A 15,695-nucleotide genomic window follows, 5' to 3' on the forward strand; every position below is an offset into this window, starting at 1 on the left:
ATATAAGAAGCAAAAGGAGTGATAATGATGGAAACAGTTTATTTAGCAGGTGGGTGTTTATGGGGCGTGCAAGCCTTCGTCAAAACACTTCCTGGTGTTGTTAATACTGAGGCGGGGAGAGCTAACGGTATTTCGAATATTTTAGAGGGCGAATATGACGGTTATGTGGAAGTTGTTAAGACAGACTTTGACCCTGAAAAAGTAACAATAACAAAGTTGATGGGATATTTATTTGAAATTATTGATCCATACAGTGTAAATAAGCAAGGGGAAGATATTGGTTTGAAATATAGAACTGGTTTATATAGTGAAAACCCTAAACACTTGAAAGAAGCTCAATCTTTTATAGATTTATGTGATAATCATCACCTTATTGCAACAGAAGTGTTACCTTTAACAAATTACGTTAAAAGTGCTAGAGAACATCAAGACCGATTATCCAAATTTCCAAATGATTATTGTCATATACCTAAAAAACTTATGACTAAATACACATAGTCACGTAGTTATAAAGAGCGCTTGTAGTGATATGAGTGACAATAACACTAAATGTGAAGTTTATTTAGTCTATCTATATAGAAAATTGCACAATTATATTTTTTTGTAGTGAATGATTCAGAGAATAAATTAGACGTATGCTATAATATACGTTATTACTAAATATTGGTGCGATTAGGAGATTTTCAATTATGAATAAGCCCAAATATCAAATTGTAGCGGATGAAATAAAAGAAAAAATAATAAATAAAACGTATCAAGTCGGCATGTTACTACCAACAGAAAAACAATTTCAAGATAGATATAATGTGAGTCGCTATACAATAAGACAGGCGATGGATGTACTTGTTAAAGAGGGATTTATTAAAAAGAAAAAAGGTTCAGGCTCTTATGTGAGCTATAGTTATTTGAACGCACGCCAAACGAATGAAACTAGAAAAATAGGTGTTATCGTGACATATTTATCGGATTATATTTTTCCGAGCATTATTAGAGGTATAGAAAATGTGTTGAGAAAAAATGGCTATTCCTTAATACTAGCAAGTACTAATAATAATCATGAAGAAGAACGTAAATGCTTAGAAATGATGTTGAATCAAGGTGTGAGAGGATTAATTATAGAACCTACTAAAAGTAATGTTTATAATCCCAATCTATCTTATTATTCATTATTCAAACAACGCGATATTCCGATTTTAATGATAAATGCAAAATATGATGAATTGAGTTTACCTTATACAGCAATTGATGATGTGAAGTCTGGTTATTTAGCGACTAAATATTTGATTGATCATGGGCATGAGCACATTGCGTTGATTACGAAAATCGATGATAACCAAGGTAAGCTAAGGATGAAAGGTTATTTTAATGCCTTTGAAAATAATCATATTCTGTTTAAAGGTGAACATATCTATACATTTGATACTGAAAGTAAACTACAAGTAATCGAACAAATTGTAGAACATATTTGTAATAAAAAGATTAACATTACTGGCTTAGTTTGTTATAACGACGCTATTGCATATGAAGTTATGCAGGAATTGAAAAAAAGAAATATACAAATACCGAATGATTTATCGGTTGTAGGACAAGACAATTCAGTATTGAGTAAGTTAAGTGAGATGAATTTAACTACAACTTCTCATCCACAAGAATTACTAGGCAGTAGAGCAGCTGAATGGATGATTAGTGCAATAGATACAGATAAACAACAAACCTCACAACTCATAGATACATATATTATAGAACGTAATTCAGTAAAAAAAATATAAATACTGACTCAAGCCAATGAATATGTTGGTTTGAGTCTTTTTCTACCCCTTTACATATACGGACATAATATATTATATATTGACATGTACGGACAAATAATATAAGGTGTACTTGAAAACGGTTTCAAAGGGGCGTTAAAACATGTATAACTTGAATAGGAATTTAAAAAGTGAAGATATTTCAATAGGTATTGAGCTAGGATCTACAAGAATTAAAACCGTAGCTATAGATCAGAATTTAAACACTGTTGCTTCTGGTCATTTTGAGTGGGAGAACCAATTCATCGATGGGTATTGGACATATTCTATTAATGACATTTGGGTCGGTTTGCAGAAGAGTTATAGTGCAATGATGGTAGAAATCAAAGAAAAGTATGATTTAACCCTAAAAAAAGTAAGATCTATTGGGGTTAGTGGTATGATGCACGGCTATCTGGCATTTGATCAAAACGAAGACTTACTCGTGCCATTTAGGACTTGGAGGAATGGGAGTACAGCTAAAGCAGCGAAGTTACTTAGTGAAGCATTTCAATTTAACATACCTGAACGTTGGAGTATTGCGCATTTGTATCAAGCTATATTGAATAAAGAGTCCCATATAAATCGAATAACGTATTTAACTACATTAGCTGGATATGTACATTGGTACTTAACTGGAGAGAAGGTGTTAGGTATAGGTGATGCTTCAGGTATGTTTCCTATAGACATTCATACAAAAAGTTATAGGAAAGATTTGTTACAGGAAGCAAATCATATCTTTAAAACAAAGTATTTTGAAAAGTCAGTTGAAGAGATATTACCTGAAATTAAATTAGCTGGTGAAAGTGGAGGGCTACTTACAGAAGAAGGAGCGACGTTACTAGACCCTTCCGGCAATCTTGAAGCTGGCATTTTGATGTGCCCACCAGAAGGGGACGCTGGCACAGGTATGGTTGCAACAAATACAGTTGCTCAGAATACAGGTAATATATCTGCTGGTACAAGTGCGTTTGCCATGGTCGTACTATCAAATGCTTTGAAAGATATGTATCCAGAGATTGATGTTGTGACAACTCCTGATGGCAGTGAAGTGGCTATGATTCATACTAATAATTGTACTTCAGACATTAATGATTGGATGAATTTATTTGGTGAAGTGCTAAGCGTCATGGGTGTTGATTTTGCATCGGATGAGTTGTACGGACATATTCTTGAATGTTCATTAAGTAGTGATAATAATATAGGCGGTTTACTATCATATAATTATGTTTCTGGGGAGAATATCACAGATGTAGAAACAGGCTATCCGTTATTTATACGAGAGCAAAATTATCAGTTCAATTTAGCAAATTTTATGAAAATGCATTTATTTAGTGCTTTCAGTACTTTGAAAATTGGCATGGATTTACTAAAGGAAAATGAATCTATCAACATAGATAAGTTAATTGCTCATGGAGGAATATTTAAAACGAAAGAAATCGCTCAACAAGTACTAGCTTCTGCACTTGAACAGCCTATAACGGTTATGGAAACCGCAAGTGAAGGAGGTGCTTGGGGAATTAGTGTTTTAGCGTATTATGTCACATTAGATTCTGAAGTGCCGCTAGATGTATTCCTTAACGAATCAGTATTTATAAATACGAAAGAAAGAACATTACAACCAGTAGAACAAGAAGTTATTAACTTTAATAATTATGTTGAAAAAATGAAAAAAGGATTAACGATTGAACAATCCGTAGCTAAATATTTAGGAGGCGATACGAATGCTCGAAGCGTTAAAAGCTGAAGTATATCAAGCGAATTTAGAATTACCTGACCGAGGACTAATTAAGTATACCTGGGGTAATGTCAGTGCGTTTGATTCAAAATCACAGTTATTTGTTATTAAACCAAGTGGTGTTAATTATGATGAAATGAAGCCTGAGGATATGGTTGTTTGTAATTTAGATTGTGAAGTTGTTGAAGGGAATCTGAAACCATCATCAGATATGCCAACACATGCAGTACTGTATAAAAAATTTGGCGATATTGGTAGTGTGGTCCATACACATTCACCATGGGCAACCACTTGGGCTCAATCTGGGTTGCCTGTTCCTGCAATGGGTACCACACATGCAGATACATTTTATGGTGATATTCCATGCGCAAGATTTTTAACAACAGAAGAAATAAACAAGGATTATGAGTATGAAACAGGCAATGTCATAGTTGAAACATTTGATGAAATGGGGATAAATCCACAAGAAGTGCCTGCTGTTTTACTACATGGACATGCGCCGTTTATATGGGGAGAAAACTCCGACGAGGCCGTCATGAATGCAGTTGTTTTAGAAGAAATATGCAAAATGAATATATTTACGCGCCAGTTAAATCCATTTGCTGAAACATTGCCTAAAGCAATACTTGATAAGCATTTTGAAAGAAAACACGGAAAGAATGCCTACTATGGTCAAAAATAAGGGGGAAGCAAAATGACAAATATTAAGAAGTTCTGGTTTGTAGTTGGTTCACAAGCACTTTATGGTGAACAGGCTTTAGATCAAGTTAAGCAAAACGCCAAAAACATCGTTGAAGGGTTGAATGAAAGTGGTCGATTACCTTTTGAAATTGAATTACAGCCTAAATTGGCGGTCTCAGCAGATGTGATAACTGAAATTATGAAAGAAGCCAATTATCATGATGATATTTTAGGTGTTATTACTTGGATGCACACATTTTCACCAGCAAAAATGTGGATAAGAGGTACTAAATTATTACAAAAACCACTATTACATTTAGCGACACAATACAACGAAGATATTTCCTGGGAAAACATTGATATGGATTATATGAACCTACATCAATCGGCACATGGAGATAGAGAATATGGTTATATTAACCGTCGCTTGAATAAAAATAATGAAGTTATATTTGGTCATTGGAAAGACACAAATGTGCAACAGCAATTAAGAGATTGGATGCTTATAGCTAATGCTTATAGTGAAAGTTTTAATTTAAAAGTTGCTAGATTTGGGGACAATATGCGCAATGTGGCAGTAACAGAAGGAGATAAGATAGAAGCACAAATTCAATATGGTTGGACTGTTGATTATTATGGTATCGGCGATTTAGTAGAATACATTAATCAAGTTTCTGATGAAGATGTAGATGAATTATTCAAAACATACGAAAATTTATACGAATTTGACTACAGAAATTATAGCGAAGCGGCATTTAACAGTTCTGTAAAAGTACAAATTAAGTACGAAATAGCGATTAAGAAATTCTTAGATGAAGGTGGGTATACTGCTTTCACTTCAAACTTTGAAGATTTACATGGTATGCAACAGTTACCAGGTTTAGCAGTACAAAGGTTAAATGTACAAGGGTATGGATTTGCTGGCGAAGGAGACTGGAAGACGGCAGCGTTAGACCGTTTATTGAAAATTGCTGCAGAAAATGAATCAACAGGATTTATGGAAGATTATACGTATGATTTAAGAAGTAGTCATTCACATATTCTAGGGTCACATATGTTAGAGGTCGATCCAACACTTGCCGAAACGAAACCGAAGCTTGTTGTGAATCCACTAGGTATAGGTGATAAGAATGACCCAGCAAGATTAGTGTTCGATGGTAAATCAGGTGAGGGCGTTGTCGTAACTATGCTTGACTTAGGAACACATTATAAATTTATTGTTAATGAAATAGAAGCTAAAAAACTCGATGAACCTGCACCTCATTTGCCGGTAGCTAGAGTACTTTGGGAAGTGAAACCATCATTAGAAAAAGGCGTGAAAAGTTGGATAGAAGAAGGTGGAGGACATCACACGGTACTTTCCCTAAAATTAACACGGTCACAAATAGAAATATTGTTGAAAATGTTTGATGCCGAATACACGCTAATTAATTAAATATCAAAAATGTTTGTCGTGAATTGATGCATATGTGATTAAGTTTTTCATTAAAAAGAGGGTGAATGGGATGAAAGTTAACAGTAAGGTTTCAAATCGTTTTATCTATTTCTTTGGGGCATTTGGTGGTATATTATTCGGTTATGATATAGGGGTTATGACTGGAGCTCTACCATTTTTAAGAGAAGATTGGGGTGTCGAAAGTGGATTTATTATAGGTTTAATTACATCTTCAGTTATGCTAGGCGCAATATTTGGAGGTATTTTAGCTGGTAAACTATCGGATAAACTAGGTAGAAGAAAAATGATATTGATTTCAGCAATTATTTTTGTTATTGGTTCAATATTGTCTGGGATTGCACCACATGATGGTAATTACTTTTTGATTTTATCTAGAGTTATACTTGGTTTGGCAGTCGGTGCAGCGTCAGCGTTAGTACCTGCTTATATGTCTGAAATGGCTCCAGCGAAATATCGTGGTCAATTATCTGGAATGAACCAGACTATGATAGTATCAGGAATGTTATTATCGTATATTGTTGATTATTATTTAAGAGAGCTACCTATAGAAATTGGTTGGAGATTGATGTTGAGCATTGCGGCTATTCCGGCACTTATTTTGTTCTTAGGTGTCTTAAAACTTCCAGAATCTCCAAGGTTCTTAATTAAAAATAGTAGATTTGAAGAAGCTAAACTTGTATTAAGTAACCTTAGAAATAATCATAAAGTCGATGAAGAATTTGAAGAAATTAAAAAAACGATTCAAAAAGAGAATAATGTGAAAAATAATCAGTCATTAGCCACATTATTTAATGGTAAATATAAATATTTAGTAGTTGCAGGATTAGGTGTAGCAGCATTTCAACAGTTTCAGGGGGCGAATGCAATATTTTATTATATCCCCTTAATTGTAGAACAAGCAACTGGAAATTCTGCGAGTGATGCTCTTATGTGGCCTATTATTCAAGGTGTCATACTTGTATTAGGATCATTACTCTTTATTTGGATAGCAGATAAATTTAACAGAAGAACATTACTTATGCTAGGTGGCACGGTAATGGGATTATCGTTTATATTGCCTGCTATTATTCATATATTTTTACCCAATGCGAATCCGATATTGATAGTAATCTTTTTAAGTATTTATGTGGCCTTCTATTCATTTACATGGGCGCCACTTACATGGGTTATTGTTGGTGAAATATTCCCCTTAGCAATTAGAGGTTTTGCTTCGGGTAGTGCATCATCATTGAATTGGATTGGTTCTTTCTTAGTTGGGCTTTTATTCCCAATTATGACAGCTTATTTTTCACAGCAAATTGTTTTTGCCATTTTTGGTGTTATCTGTATACTCGGTGTATTATTTGTGAAAAAATTTGTTCCGGAATCAAGAGGTCGTACGCTTGAAGAGATTGAAGCAATTGGAGAGTCACATAATTCGAATAAGGTTAATGCGCAGGTGGAAAAAATATAGTAATTTAAGTAAATAATAAAAGGCCTTTTCTATGAAACTCTTCAATTAAGAAGGGTTTCTAGAAAAGGCCTTTTTTAATGCATATGTTTATTTAAAGAAACCTAAAATGAAGTCTACACCTTTACCTAAAACCTCTGCGATGCTTACGCCCATTGTAGCCCAGTCATGAGCTAAACCTGCATTTACTGCGTTACCAATTGCTTCTACGATTCCTGCCATGTGAAACACTCCTTTATTTTAGAAATTTAAAATTAAAACATTTGCTTTAATTTGTTAAATACAATATAACTTGTTTTATTAATTAATTGCGTAAAAATGCCTAACTAAACGTTTTTTATGCCTGAGTGTAATGATAGTTTTTTTATAGGAATTGTAAGTATAGTATACAAATTTTAATTCTTTGTAAATTTTTTAATGTTGCGTAGCGCTTTTATTGGAATTGTGGCATGATGGTAAGTTATGCAGCTGAGTTTATTGTGAATAAGGTTAATGAAGTGAAAAATAAAAAAGGAGAGGGCAATGAAATCATATTTAAAAAAATCGATTCCATTACCTCTTTTTGCTTTTGTGAAAAGTGGTGGGAGAATTTTTAACATTGTTGTTAGTGAACATATGATTAGTATGAAATATGCGTGATTGGATACGATGATTTTATTAAATAAAGGTCTACATAGCAATAAGGAAGGAGGGCGAAAACTTTCAGCCCAACAACGAATCGGGGGTAATCTTATTAATAATAGTTGATAATTCCTCTGTAGTTTCTGGTTTTCCGTTATCTACCCACTCTTGAATGATACCAAAAATCGCATTGCTCAAAAAAATTACAAAATAATGTTGTTCTCTTTCACTTAAATTAATCGTTTTTACTGAAGGCAGAATATTTTTTTCTGCATTTATTTGTAACATTGATTTTACTTGGTTTTGAATTTCAGTAGAACCATTTTTAGAGATGAGCAATAATAAAAGTTCGGCTTCATTATTCCAAAAATTAAGCATGTGATAAAAAAATAAATGACGGTCTGAGTTTAAAAATTTATGAACTTTCTTACTGCCACTTTTTATAATTTCTTTCTGATATTGATGTACTAAATCATATTTATCTTTGTAATGTATATAAAAAGTTCCTCTACTTACATTAGCTTCATTACATATATCTTTTACCGATATATCATCAAATCTTTTAGTTTTTAAGAGCGTTATTAAAGCTTTTCGGGTATTTTTCTTCGTCTTCAATATGCGAGCATCTGTAAATAATTCTTCAGTCATTCTCTTCACTCCTAATATTATTAGACATAATTTTTAAATGTGTTCAGTAATGATAACCTTTTTATTGTTTTTATATTATATAGGTATATAATCGCATTATGAATGATGATTGACGCTGTGTCTAATAAGGGGGCTAAACATGTCTGAAGTTGCAGCTAAACTAACAAGTGCGACAAAACATTATGGCAAAAAGAAAGTTTTAGATCATATTGATATTGAATTACCATTTGGAAAGATTTTAGGGTTAATTGGTCCAAGTGGCTCGGGGAAAACGACAACGATTAAGTGCCTTATGGGTATGGAGAAATTGGATAAAGGTCATGCTCAAATATTTGATACGAATATACCTAACCGTAAAATTCTTAATGAAATTGGTTATATGGGGCAAAGTGATGCGCTATATGAATCGTTAACTGCGCGAGAAAATTTAGTCTTCTTTGGTAATTTGATGGGGTTAGACGGCGATAAGCTAAAACAAGCGATTGATAAGAATATGAAGCTAGTTAATTTAGAGAATGAATTACATCAAATTGTGAATACTTTTTCAGGTGGTATGAAGCGTAGATTGTCTTTAGCGATTACGTTACTGTCAAATCCTAATTTAATTATATTAGATGAACCAACAGTGGGCATTGATCCGAGCCTTAGAAAAGATATATGGAAACAACTTAACCTACTCACAGAGGAAAATAAGTCAGTAATTGTGACAACACACGTCATGGGAGAAGCCGAACGCTGTGATTACATTGGATTAATTATGGAAGGCCGTTTATTCACTATGGGAACACCAAAAGAACTGAAAGAAAAATTTGGCGTAAATTCTATAGAAGAAGTGTTTATAAAGGCTGAAACGGAGGCGCAATCATGAGATTTAAAGCCGTTTTTATAAGAGTGGTTAAGGAATTGTTGAGAGATAAAAGAACATTGGCATTAATGTTGTTCGCACCGATTTTAGTATTAACATTGCTGTATTTTGTTTTTGATACAAATTCAGAAACAAATTTGAAAATTGGTGTCACTGGCCATGTACCCAACGAAATTGTAAATGAATTGCCTTCAGATAAAGTGGATATAGAGAAGGTTGGCTCATCAGATTCTGTAAAAGATACGATGGTAGATTCAGAGCTAGATAGTTATATTACGAAAGATGGGTCTAAAATAGAAGTAACGTATGCTAATGAAGACCCTAGTAAAACTGATGCTACGAAACAGTTACTTGCTAGTGCACTTCAGAAAAATAAAATGCAAGATATGATGAAAATTGTAGAAAAAATTCCAGATAATATGCAGCAAGGAAATAAGCCATCCTCAGAGAATGTAGAGTTGGATAATCATTATCTATATGGTGATTCAGATAGTACGTATTTTGATAAAATGTTCCCAATTTTAATTGGTTTCTTTGTTTTCCTCTTCGTATTTTTAATATCTGGTATCGGATTACTTAGAGAGCGTACTAACGGTACACTTGAACGTTTATTAGCAACGTCGATTAAAAGAAGTGATATTGTGTTTGGCTATTTAGCAGGTTATGGTTTATTTGCTATATTACAAACGTTACTCATCGTGTTTTATGCGATTATTATCTTAAACATAGAACTTGCAGGTAGTATATGGTGGGTATTGTTAGTTAATATTTTAATCGCATTGGCCGCATTAGCTATGGGAATATTTGTTTCAACTTTTGCTAATTCTGAGTTTCAAATGATTCAGTTTATACCTATTGTAGCAATTCCTCAAATCTTTTTTTCAGGTATTATTCCTTTAGAGAATATTGCTAATTGGGTAAGTTTCATAGGTTATCTATTTCCCTTAAGATATGCAGGTGATGCATTGACGCACATTATGATAAAAGGACAAGGACTTGAATATATTTGGTTTGATATTTGTATATTATTCGTCTTTATTATCGTGTTTACCATTTTAAATATTATTGGGCTTAAACGTTATAGAAAAGTTTAATTTTATATTAACTTGAAGAAACAAAAGCTCCTTTCTTAACAGTGTTACTGCTTAGAAAGGAGCTTTTTTAATGCTTAAAATTTTGGTGACAAGATTTCAACCAATTGATATTATGTGCTTCTCTTTCAATAGCATAATCTAATACAAGATAATGCCCATAATGTTGTTCTTGAGATGCTTCATTGCTAAATAATGCTTTACGTCGTTCTTTTAAATGTTCTAACTTTAATTCATGTAAATGAATTTGCTCATCGAACATTACTGGCAATATAGGATCATTTCTATCATTGATAAAATATAATTTTAAATTGAATTCATTTTTGTGTACTGACAACTCAGGTGTTGGGGAAACAAGCCATTCATTCAGTAGTTGTCGTCCTGTATCTGTAATAGCGTATACTTTTTTTTCTAACTTTTCTCCTGTTATTTCAATCGTTTTATCAATTAAAAGACGACCGTGCAATTTTTTTAATTCAGGATAAATTTGGCTGTGATTTGCTTGCCAAAATTCACCGATATCGCGTTCAAAAGCTTTTTTGATATCATAACCAGACATGCGTTCATTTTTTAAAAGGCCTAATAATACATATTGTAATATATTTTTTTGTGCCATAACATCCTCCTTGACGTTTTATCGAATAAAGTATAGCATTTATATGTAATCGAAAACATGTAATTAATTACATGTTTGGAAGGAGCTTTTTTATGACTAATAATTTTGAAACATTAGAAGATTTTTTAGGTACACATCTTATTTATACTTATGATAATGGTTGGGAATATGAGATGTATGTGAAAAATGAGAATACAATTGATTATCGTATACATGGTGGTATGGTAGCTGGTAGATGGGTTAGAGATCAAGAAGCTAATATCGTAAAATTAACTGAGGGTGTTTTCAAAATAACTTGGACTGAACCAACAGGTACAGATGTAGCATTAGATTTTTTACCTAATAATCAGCTTATGCACGGTACAATTTTCTTCCCTAAATGGGTTGAAGAGCATCCAGAAATTACAGTGACTTATCAAAATGATCACATTGATTTAATGGAAGCATCTCGTGAAAAATACGATACTTACCCTAAATTAGTTGTACCTGAATTTGCGAAGATTTCATATATTGGTAATGCAGGACAAAATAATGAAACGGTTGTTAATGTCGCGCCATATGAAGGTATTTTAGAAGATATTAGAAGTGGTAAGTTTTTTGATGAAAATTATCAACATACAAAATAGTAATTACGTTAATTAAATAAATTCATAGTATAAAAATATTAATTACTGATTCTGTCTTTTTAAAGGGAAGAATCAGTATTTTTTATTAAAACGAAACATTATAATGTTATAATGATTGCGCTTACAAACATTATAATGTTATGATGTTTTTCGAGAGGTGATATATATTGAAAAGTACAGGTATTATTAAAAATATTGAAACTTTAAATAAAAGAAGAATCGATATATTACTTGAAAAAGGTGTCATTAAAGAAATTTCAGATGGAAATACATTACAAGGAAATGTAATTTTCAATGGTTCGAATTCTTTTGTTTCAACTGGTTGGATTGATTTACATGTTCATGCTTTCTCTGATTTTAGTCCTTATGGAGATGAAATAGATGAAATAGGCGTTAAACAAGGGGTTACTACAATCGTAGATGCAGGGAGTTGTGGCGCTGATAGAGTTAATGAGTTATACGAAAGAGCGCAACAAAGCTTAACTAATGTATATTCATTTTTAAATATATCTAAAATAGGACTTGAAAGAATCGATGAATTATCAAATTTGGATTGGATAAATCAACAAGCGTGTATTAAAGCTGCTCAACAATTCGAAGATATGATTATCGGATTAAAGGCGCGTATTAGCAGTAGTGTAGTTAAAGATAATGGTGTAATGCCTTTGAAAAAAGCTATACAGATTAGTGAGCAATTAAAATTACCGATTATGACTCATATTGGATCCGCACCTCCTAAAATACAAGATGTAATTCCATTACTTAGAAAAGGCGATGTTATTACACATTTTTTAAACGGTAAGTCTAATAACCTATTTGATCAAGATGGAGTACCTTTAACAGTTTTAAGAGAAGCAATAAGTCGAGGAGTGAAGTTAGATGTTGGTCATGGTAATGCAAGTTTCTCATTTGAAGTAGCACAACAAGCACAACGTAACCATATTCAATTTAATAGTATAAGTTCAGACATTTATAAAAAAAATAGAATAGAAGGTCCAGTATTCAGCTTATCGAATGTACTTACTAAATTCTTGTATCTCGGTTATACATTAGAAGAAATTATTAAAGGTGTCACAGAAAATCCAGCTCAAATTATAAATAAACCTGATTTAGCAAAATTTAAAGAGGGCATGACAGCTAACTTAACCTTATTCGATGTCATAGATTCACAGCAAAATCTTATAGATTCACATGGACACGAAATTACAATTAAAAAAGTAATTAAAGAAAGAGGCGTGGTAACAAATGGAAAATTCATTGAATTATAAATACGGCTTAAAACAAGTTATAAATGCAAGTGGGAGAATGAGTATTCTGGGTGTGTCTTCTCCAACAAATTCTGTGATGAATGCTATGAAATTTGGAGGACAAAACTATGTAGAAATTGCAGATTTAGTTGATAAATCTGGGGCATATATTGCTAATAGAATTAATGCTGAAGATGCTGTCATTGTAAATTCAGCGTCTAGTGGAATCGCATTATCGATTGCAGGTATTGTTACCGAAGGAAATGAACGTAAAAGTCAAAAGCTCCACAATGAAAGCATAGAAAAAAATGAAATCATATTATTTAAAGGACACAACGTTCAATATGGTGCGCCTATTGAGACAATGGTTTACTTAGGTGGCGGTCGCACAGTTGAAGTAGGGTATGCAAACGAAGGTAAAGAAAACCATATACAAGAAGCAATAAATGAAAATACAGCAGCCATTCTTTATGTGAAATCGCATCATACGGTGCAAAAAAATATGGCATCTGTTGAAGAAATATATCAAGTAGCTCAAAAATATAATATACCGTTAATTGTGGATGCTGCTGCAGAAGAAGAGTTAACGAAATACATCCAGTGCTCAGACTTAGCTATTTATAGCGGTTCAAAAGCAATTCAAGGTCCAACTACTGGTATAGTCGCTGGTAAAAAGTCATTGGTTGAATCTGTGAAAACTCAATTACATTTTATCGGGCGAAGTATGAAAGTAGGAAAAGAATCAACTTTTGGGTTATTACAAGCATTAGATGAATACTTCGATAAAGTTGATAATTCAGAATCAGAAAAAAGTGAATTAGAGAAATTATCACCAATTAACAACTATGAAGGTATTCGATTAGAAATTGTTCAAGATGAAGCAGGAAGAGAAATTTATAGAACACGCGTACATGTAGATTCATCTATTTTAAATATGTCTGCAGAACAATTTGTTGGAAAATTGAAAAATGCTGATGTTGCAATTTATACACGTGATTATGGAGTGAAACAAGGATTCTTTGATATTGATCCAAGACCATTAAAACAAGGTGAAATTGAGATTATTTATGAAACAATTATTCAAATTGTACAGGGGGAAATTTAATGAAAATACATGATAGATTTTATAAAGATAGAGTTGCTTTGAATGTTTTAGCTAAAGGGGAAGAGAATATCAAAGCAGTATATCAAGCAGCTGATAAAAATATCGTTATAGGTGTGTTATCGAAAGATTATGACGATGTAAATAGTGCGGTGACAGCGATGTCACAATTTGGAAAGGATGTTGACGACGCTATTTCGATTGGCTTAGGTGCTGGAGATAACCGACAAGCTAAAGTAGTAGCTGAAATCGCAAGATACTATCAAGGTGCACATATTAATCAAGTATTTACCGATGTAGGACAAACAACTGCTAAAAGCAATGAACAATCTTGGGTCAATGCATTAGTCTCTCCCACAGGAAAAGCAGGCTTCGTAAATATTTCTACAGGACCTATTAGTAGTGAAGGAGAAGAGAAAGCAATTATACCTATTGAAGCAGCAATTAATTTAATTAAAGATATGGGAGGATCTTCAATCAAGTTTTTCCCTATGAAGGGCTTAGAAACAGTTGAAGAATATAAAGCAGTAGCCGAAGCTTGTGGAAGAGCAGAATTTGGGTTAGAGCCAACGGGTGGCATCACTAAAGATAATTTTGAAGAAATCGTGAAAATCGCTTTAGATTGTAAAGTTCCCAAAATTATACCGCATGTTTATTCCTCAATTATTGATAAAGAAACAGGTCTTACAAATATAAATGATGTAGAATGGCTTACTTCTAAAATTAAGAAATTAGTGGATTTATATGAATAAGCACATTGCAGCTTATGGGGAAATTATGATGCGGTTAGAAGTACCCGACAATCTTTTATTGAGACAGGCGGAAAATTTGAAATACTCTTTTACTGGAACAGGCGTTAATGTTACGGGATTATTGTCACAATTTGGCTATGACACGAGCCTAATCAGTGCGGTACCAGAAAATTCAATTGGTACAGCTGCTATTGGTGCGATAAGAAGATTAGGTATTCACAGTGATTTTATTATCAAAAATAATGATAACTTAGGTATGTATTTCTTAGAGCAAGGGTTTGGTAATCGCCCTAGTAATGTGACCTATACAAATAGACAGCAAAGTAGCTTTAACACAACAGATATCTCAGAATATGATATTGTTCAATCCATGAAAGGCGTTGATGTGTTGCATATTTGTGGTATATCTTTAGCTATGAATAATCTAACTCAGAACAATATTCTTACTATTGTCAAAGTGGCAAAAGAGCAAGGTATTAAAATAGTTTTTGATTGTAATTTTAGGCCTTCTTTATGGGGTGAGAATGGAAATCAGCGTGCAAAACCATACTATGAAACCATTTTAAGAGAAGCGGATATTGTAATTATGAGTGAAAAAGATGCAATTAACACACTCAATTTAACAACTACTAAGGAACGTAAAGAAGAACAATTAGAAGAATTATTACTTGTTGTAGCTGAAAAATTTAATATAGATATTATTGCTGGTACTATCAGAACAATTCAAGGAAGTAATCAAAACAACATCAAAGGATATTTATTTAAAAATGGAACAATGTATTATTCGGAAGATTTTGAAGTGAATATCTTAGACAGAATTGGTACTGGAGATGCATATACATGTGGCGTAATCCACGGTGAATTATCAAATATGGATCCTCAAGAAATGGTTACATTTTCAACCGCATCTTGTGTATTGGCACATACAATTTCCGGAGATACACCATTATTTGATACTGATGATATAATAAAAATCATAAATGAAGAAAAAAATGATATTGAGAGGTAATTGATT

16 protein-coding genes are annotated in these 15,695 nt (G+C 32.7%); 13 read left to right on the forward strand and 3 right to left on the reverse strand.

The features are described from left to right. Window positions 1–27: 27 nt before the first annotated feature. The 6 genes from ACW5YJ_RS02355 (at window position 28) to ACW5YJ_RS02380 (ending at window position 7,115) form a co-directional block, all read left to right on the forward strand. Entirely contained in the window at window positions 28–498 is a 471-nt protein-coding gene (locus ACW5YJ_RS02355) for a peptide-methionine (S)-S-oxide reductase (protein ID WP_017723997.1), read from the forward strand. Between the two features lie 191 nt (window positions 499–689). Beyond that, on the forward strand, window positions 690–1,769 hold the full coding sequence (locus ACW5YJ_RS02360) for a GntR family transcriptional regulator (protein ID WP_107552224.1): 1,080 nt from the start codon (window positions 690–692) through the stop codon (window positions 1,767–1,769). Window positions 1,770–1,911: 142 nt separating this feature from the next. Next, window positions 1,912–3,534, forward strand: coding sequence for a xylulokinase (locus tag ACW5YJ_RS02365; protein WP_457338437.1), 1,623 nt, complete (start codon window positions 1,912–1,914; stop codon window positions 3,532–3,534). Next, window positions 3,512–4,207 carry an L-ribulose-5-phosphate 4-epimerase gene (locus ACW5YJ_RS02370; RefSeq protein WP_017723994.1) on the forward strand — a complete coding sequence of 232 codons (696 nt, stop codon included), beginning with the start codon at window positions 3,512–3,514 and terminating at the stop codon, window positions 4,205–4,207. Before ACW5YJ_RS02365 ends, ACW5YJ_RS02370 begins: the two co-directional genes overlap by 23 nt. 12 nt (window positions 4,208–4,219) lie before the next feature. After that, window positions 4,220–5,641 (forward strand): L-arabinose isomerase, encoded by a 1,422-nt coding sequence (gene araA / locus ACW5YJ_RS02375; RefSeq protein ID WP_017723993.1) that lies wholly within the window; start codon window positions 4,220–4,222, stop codon window positions 5,639–5,641. A gap of 70 nt (window positions 5,642–5,711) precedes the next feature. Further along, window positions 5,712–7,115 carry a sugar porter family MFS transporter gene (locus tag ACW5YJ_RS02380; protein ID WP_457338438.1) on the forward strand — a complete coding sequence of 468 codons (1,404 nt, stop codon included), beginning with the start codon at window positions 5,712–5,714 and terminating at the stop codon, window positions 7,113–7,115. An 87-nt stretch (window positions 7,116–7,202) separates the two neighbouring features. Here ACW5YJ_RS02380 and ACW5YJ_RS02385 read toward each other — a convergent pair whose 3' ends face one another. Continuing rightward, the gene (locus ACW5YJ_RS02385; protein WP_017723991.1) at window positions 7,203–7,334 is read right to left on the reverse strand and encodes a beta-class phenol-soluble modulin; all 132 of its coding nucleotides are present in this window, start codon (window positions 7,332–7,334) and stop codon (window positions 7,203–7,205) included. 480 nt (window positions 7,335–7,814) lie between these two features. After that, entirely contained in the window at window positions 7,815–8,381 is a 567-nt protein-coding gene (locus tag ACW5YJ_RS02390) for a TetR/AcrR family transcriptional regulator (RefSeq protein ID WP_457338439.1), read from the reverse strand. Window positions 8,382–8,520: 139 nt separating this feature from the next. Here ACW5YJ_RS02390 and ACW5YJ_RS02395 point away from each other — a divergent pair, with 139 nt between their 5' ends. After that, entirely contained in the window at window positions 8,521–9,249 is a 729-nt protein-coding gene (locus ACW5YJ_RS02395; protein WP_107552519.1) for an ABC transporter ATP-binding protein, read from the forward strand. Continuing rightward, window positions 9,246–10,340, forward strand: a complete 1,095-nt coding sequence (locus ACW5YJ_RS02400) for an ABC transporter permease (protein ID WP_017723986.1) — start codon at window positions 9,246–9,248, stop codon at window positions 10,338–10,340. Before ACW5YJ_RS02395 ends, ACW5YJ_RS02400 begins: the two co-directional genes overlap by 4 nt. Window positions 10,341–10,407: 67 nt before the next feature. Here the strand turns inward: ACW5YJ_RS02400 and ACW5YJ_RS02405 are convergent, their stop codons facing one another. Further along, window positions 10,408–10,953: a PadR family transcriptional regulator gene (locus ACW5YJ_RS02405; RefSeq protein WP_017723985.1), complete on the reverse strand. Its 546-nt coding sequence runs from the start codon at window positions 10,951–10,953 to the stop codon at window positions 10,408–10,410. A 92-nt stretch (window positions 10,954–11,045) separates the two neighbouring features. Here ACW5YJ_RS02405 and ACW5YJ_RS02410 point away from each other — a divergent pair, with 92 nt between their 5' ends. The 5 genes from ACW5YJ_RS02410 (at window position 11,046) to ACW5YJ_RS02430 (ending at window position 15,689) form a co-directional block, all read left to right on the forward strand. Next, entirely contained in the window at window positions 11,046–11,579 is a 534-nt protein-coding gene (locus tag ACW5YJ_RS02410) for a phenolic acid decarboxylase (RefSeq protein ID WP_017723984.1), read from the forward strand. A 167-nt stretch (window positions 11,580–11,746) separates the two neighbouring features. Next, complete coding sequence (locus ACW5YJ_RS02415) at window positions 11,747–12,847, forward strand: amidohydrolase/deacetylase family metallohydrolase (protein ID WP_017723983.1); 1,101 nt, start codon at window positions 11,747–11,749, stop codon at window positions 12,845–12,847. Further along, a complete protein-coding gene (locus tag ACW5YJ_RS02420; protein WP_457338440.1) occupies window positions 12,825–13,931 on the forward strand; it encodes a DgaE family pyridoxal phosphate-dependent ammonia lyase in 1,107 nt (368 codons plus the stop codon). Before ACW5YJ_RS02415 ends, ACW5YJ_RS02420 begins: the two co-directional genes overlap by 23 nt. Further along, complete coding sequence (dagF, locus tag ACW5YJ_RS02425) at window positions 13,931–14,680, forward strand: 2-dehydro-3-deoxy-phosphogluconate aldolase (protein WP_017723981.1); 750 nt, start codon at window positions 13,931–13,933, stop codon at window positions 14,678–14,680. Before ACW5YJ_RS02420 ends, dagF begins: the two co-directional genes overlap by 1 nt. Beyond that, the gene (locus ACW5YJ_RS02430) at window positions 14,673–15,689 is read left to right on the forward strand and encodes a sugar kinase (protein WP_017723980.1); all 1,017 of its coding nucleotides are present in this window, start codon (window positions 14,673–14,675) and stop codon (window positions 15,687–15,689) included. Before dagF ends, ACW5YJ_RS02430 begins: the two co-directional genes overlap by 8 nt. Window positions 15,690–15,695: the final 6 nt, after the last annotated feature.

This window comes from Staphylococcus sp. mip270_02, assembly GCF_054031535.1.

Excerpts from the sequence above, each read along its gene's own strand:
- ACW5YJ_RS02355 (WP_017723997.1), top strand. The coding sequence starts at position 28 with ATGGAAACAGTTTATTTAGCAGGTGGGTGTTTATGGGGCGTGCAAGCC.
- ACW5YJ_RS02360 (WP_107552224.1), top strand. The coding sequence starts at position 690 with ATGAATAAGCCCAAATATCAAATTGTAGCGGATGAAATAAAAGAAAAA.
- ACW5YJ_RS02365 (WP_457338437.1), top strand. The coding sequence starts at position 1,912 with ATGTATAACTTGAATAGGAATTTAAAAAGTGAAGATATTTCAATAGGT.
- ACW5YJ_RS02370 (WP_017723994.1), top strand. The coding sequence starts at position 3,512 with ATGCTCGAAGCGTTAAAAGCTGAAGTATATCAAGCGAATTTAGAATTA.
- araA (WP_017723993.1), top strand. The coding sequence starts at position 4,220 with ATGACAAATATTAAGAAGTTCTGGTTTGTAGTTGGTTCACAAGCACTT.
- ACW5YJ_RS02380 (WP_457338438.1), top strand. The coding sequence starts at position 5,712 with ATGAAAGTTAACAGTAAGGTTTCAAATCGTTTTATCTATTTCTTTGGG.
- ACW5YJ_RS02385 (WP_017723991.1), bottom strand. The coding sequence starts at position 7,334 with ATGGCAGGAATCGTAGAAGCAATTGGTAACGCAGTAAATGCAGGTTTA.
- ACW5YJ_RS02390 (WP_457338439.1), bottom strand. The coding sequence starts at position 8,381 with ATGACTGAAGAATTATTTACAGATGCTCGCATATTGAAGACGAAGAAA.
- ACW5YJ_RS02395 (WP_107552519.1), top strand. The coding sequence starts at position 8,521 with ATGTCTGAAGTTGCAGCTAAACTAACAAGTGCGACAAAACATTATGGC.
- ACW5YJ_RS02400 (WP_017723986.1), top strand. The coding sequence starts at position 9,246 with ATGAGATTTAAAGCCGTTTTTATAAGAGTGGTTAAGGAATTGTTGAGA.
- ACW5YJ_RS02405 (WP_017723985.1), bottom strand. The coding sequence starts at position 10,953 with ATGGCACAAAAAAATATATTACAATATGTATTATTAGGCCTTTTAAAA.
- ACW5YJ_RS02410 (WP_017723984.1), top strand. The coding sequence starts at position 11,046 with ATGACTAATAATTTTGAAACATTAGAAGATTTTTTAGGTACACATCTT.
- ACW5YJ_RS02420 (WP_457338440.1), top strand. The coding sequence starts at position 12,825 with ATGGAAAATTCATTGAATTATAAATACGGCTTAAAACAAGTTATAAAT.
- dagF (WP_017723981.1), top strand. The coding sequence starts at position 13,931 with ATGAAAATACATGATAGATTTTATAAAGATAGAGTTGCTTTGAATGTT.
- ACW5YJ_RS02430 (WP_017723980.1), top strand. The coding sequence starts at position 14,673 with ATGAATAAGCACATTGCAGCTTATGGGGAAATTATGATGCGGTTAGAA.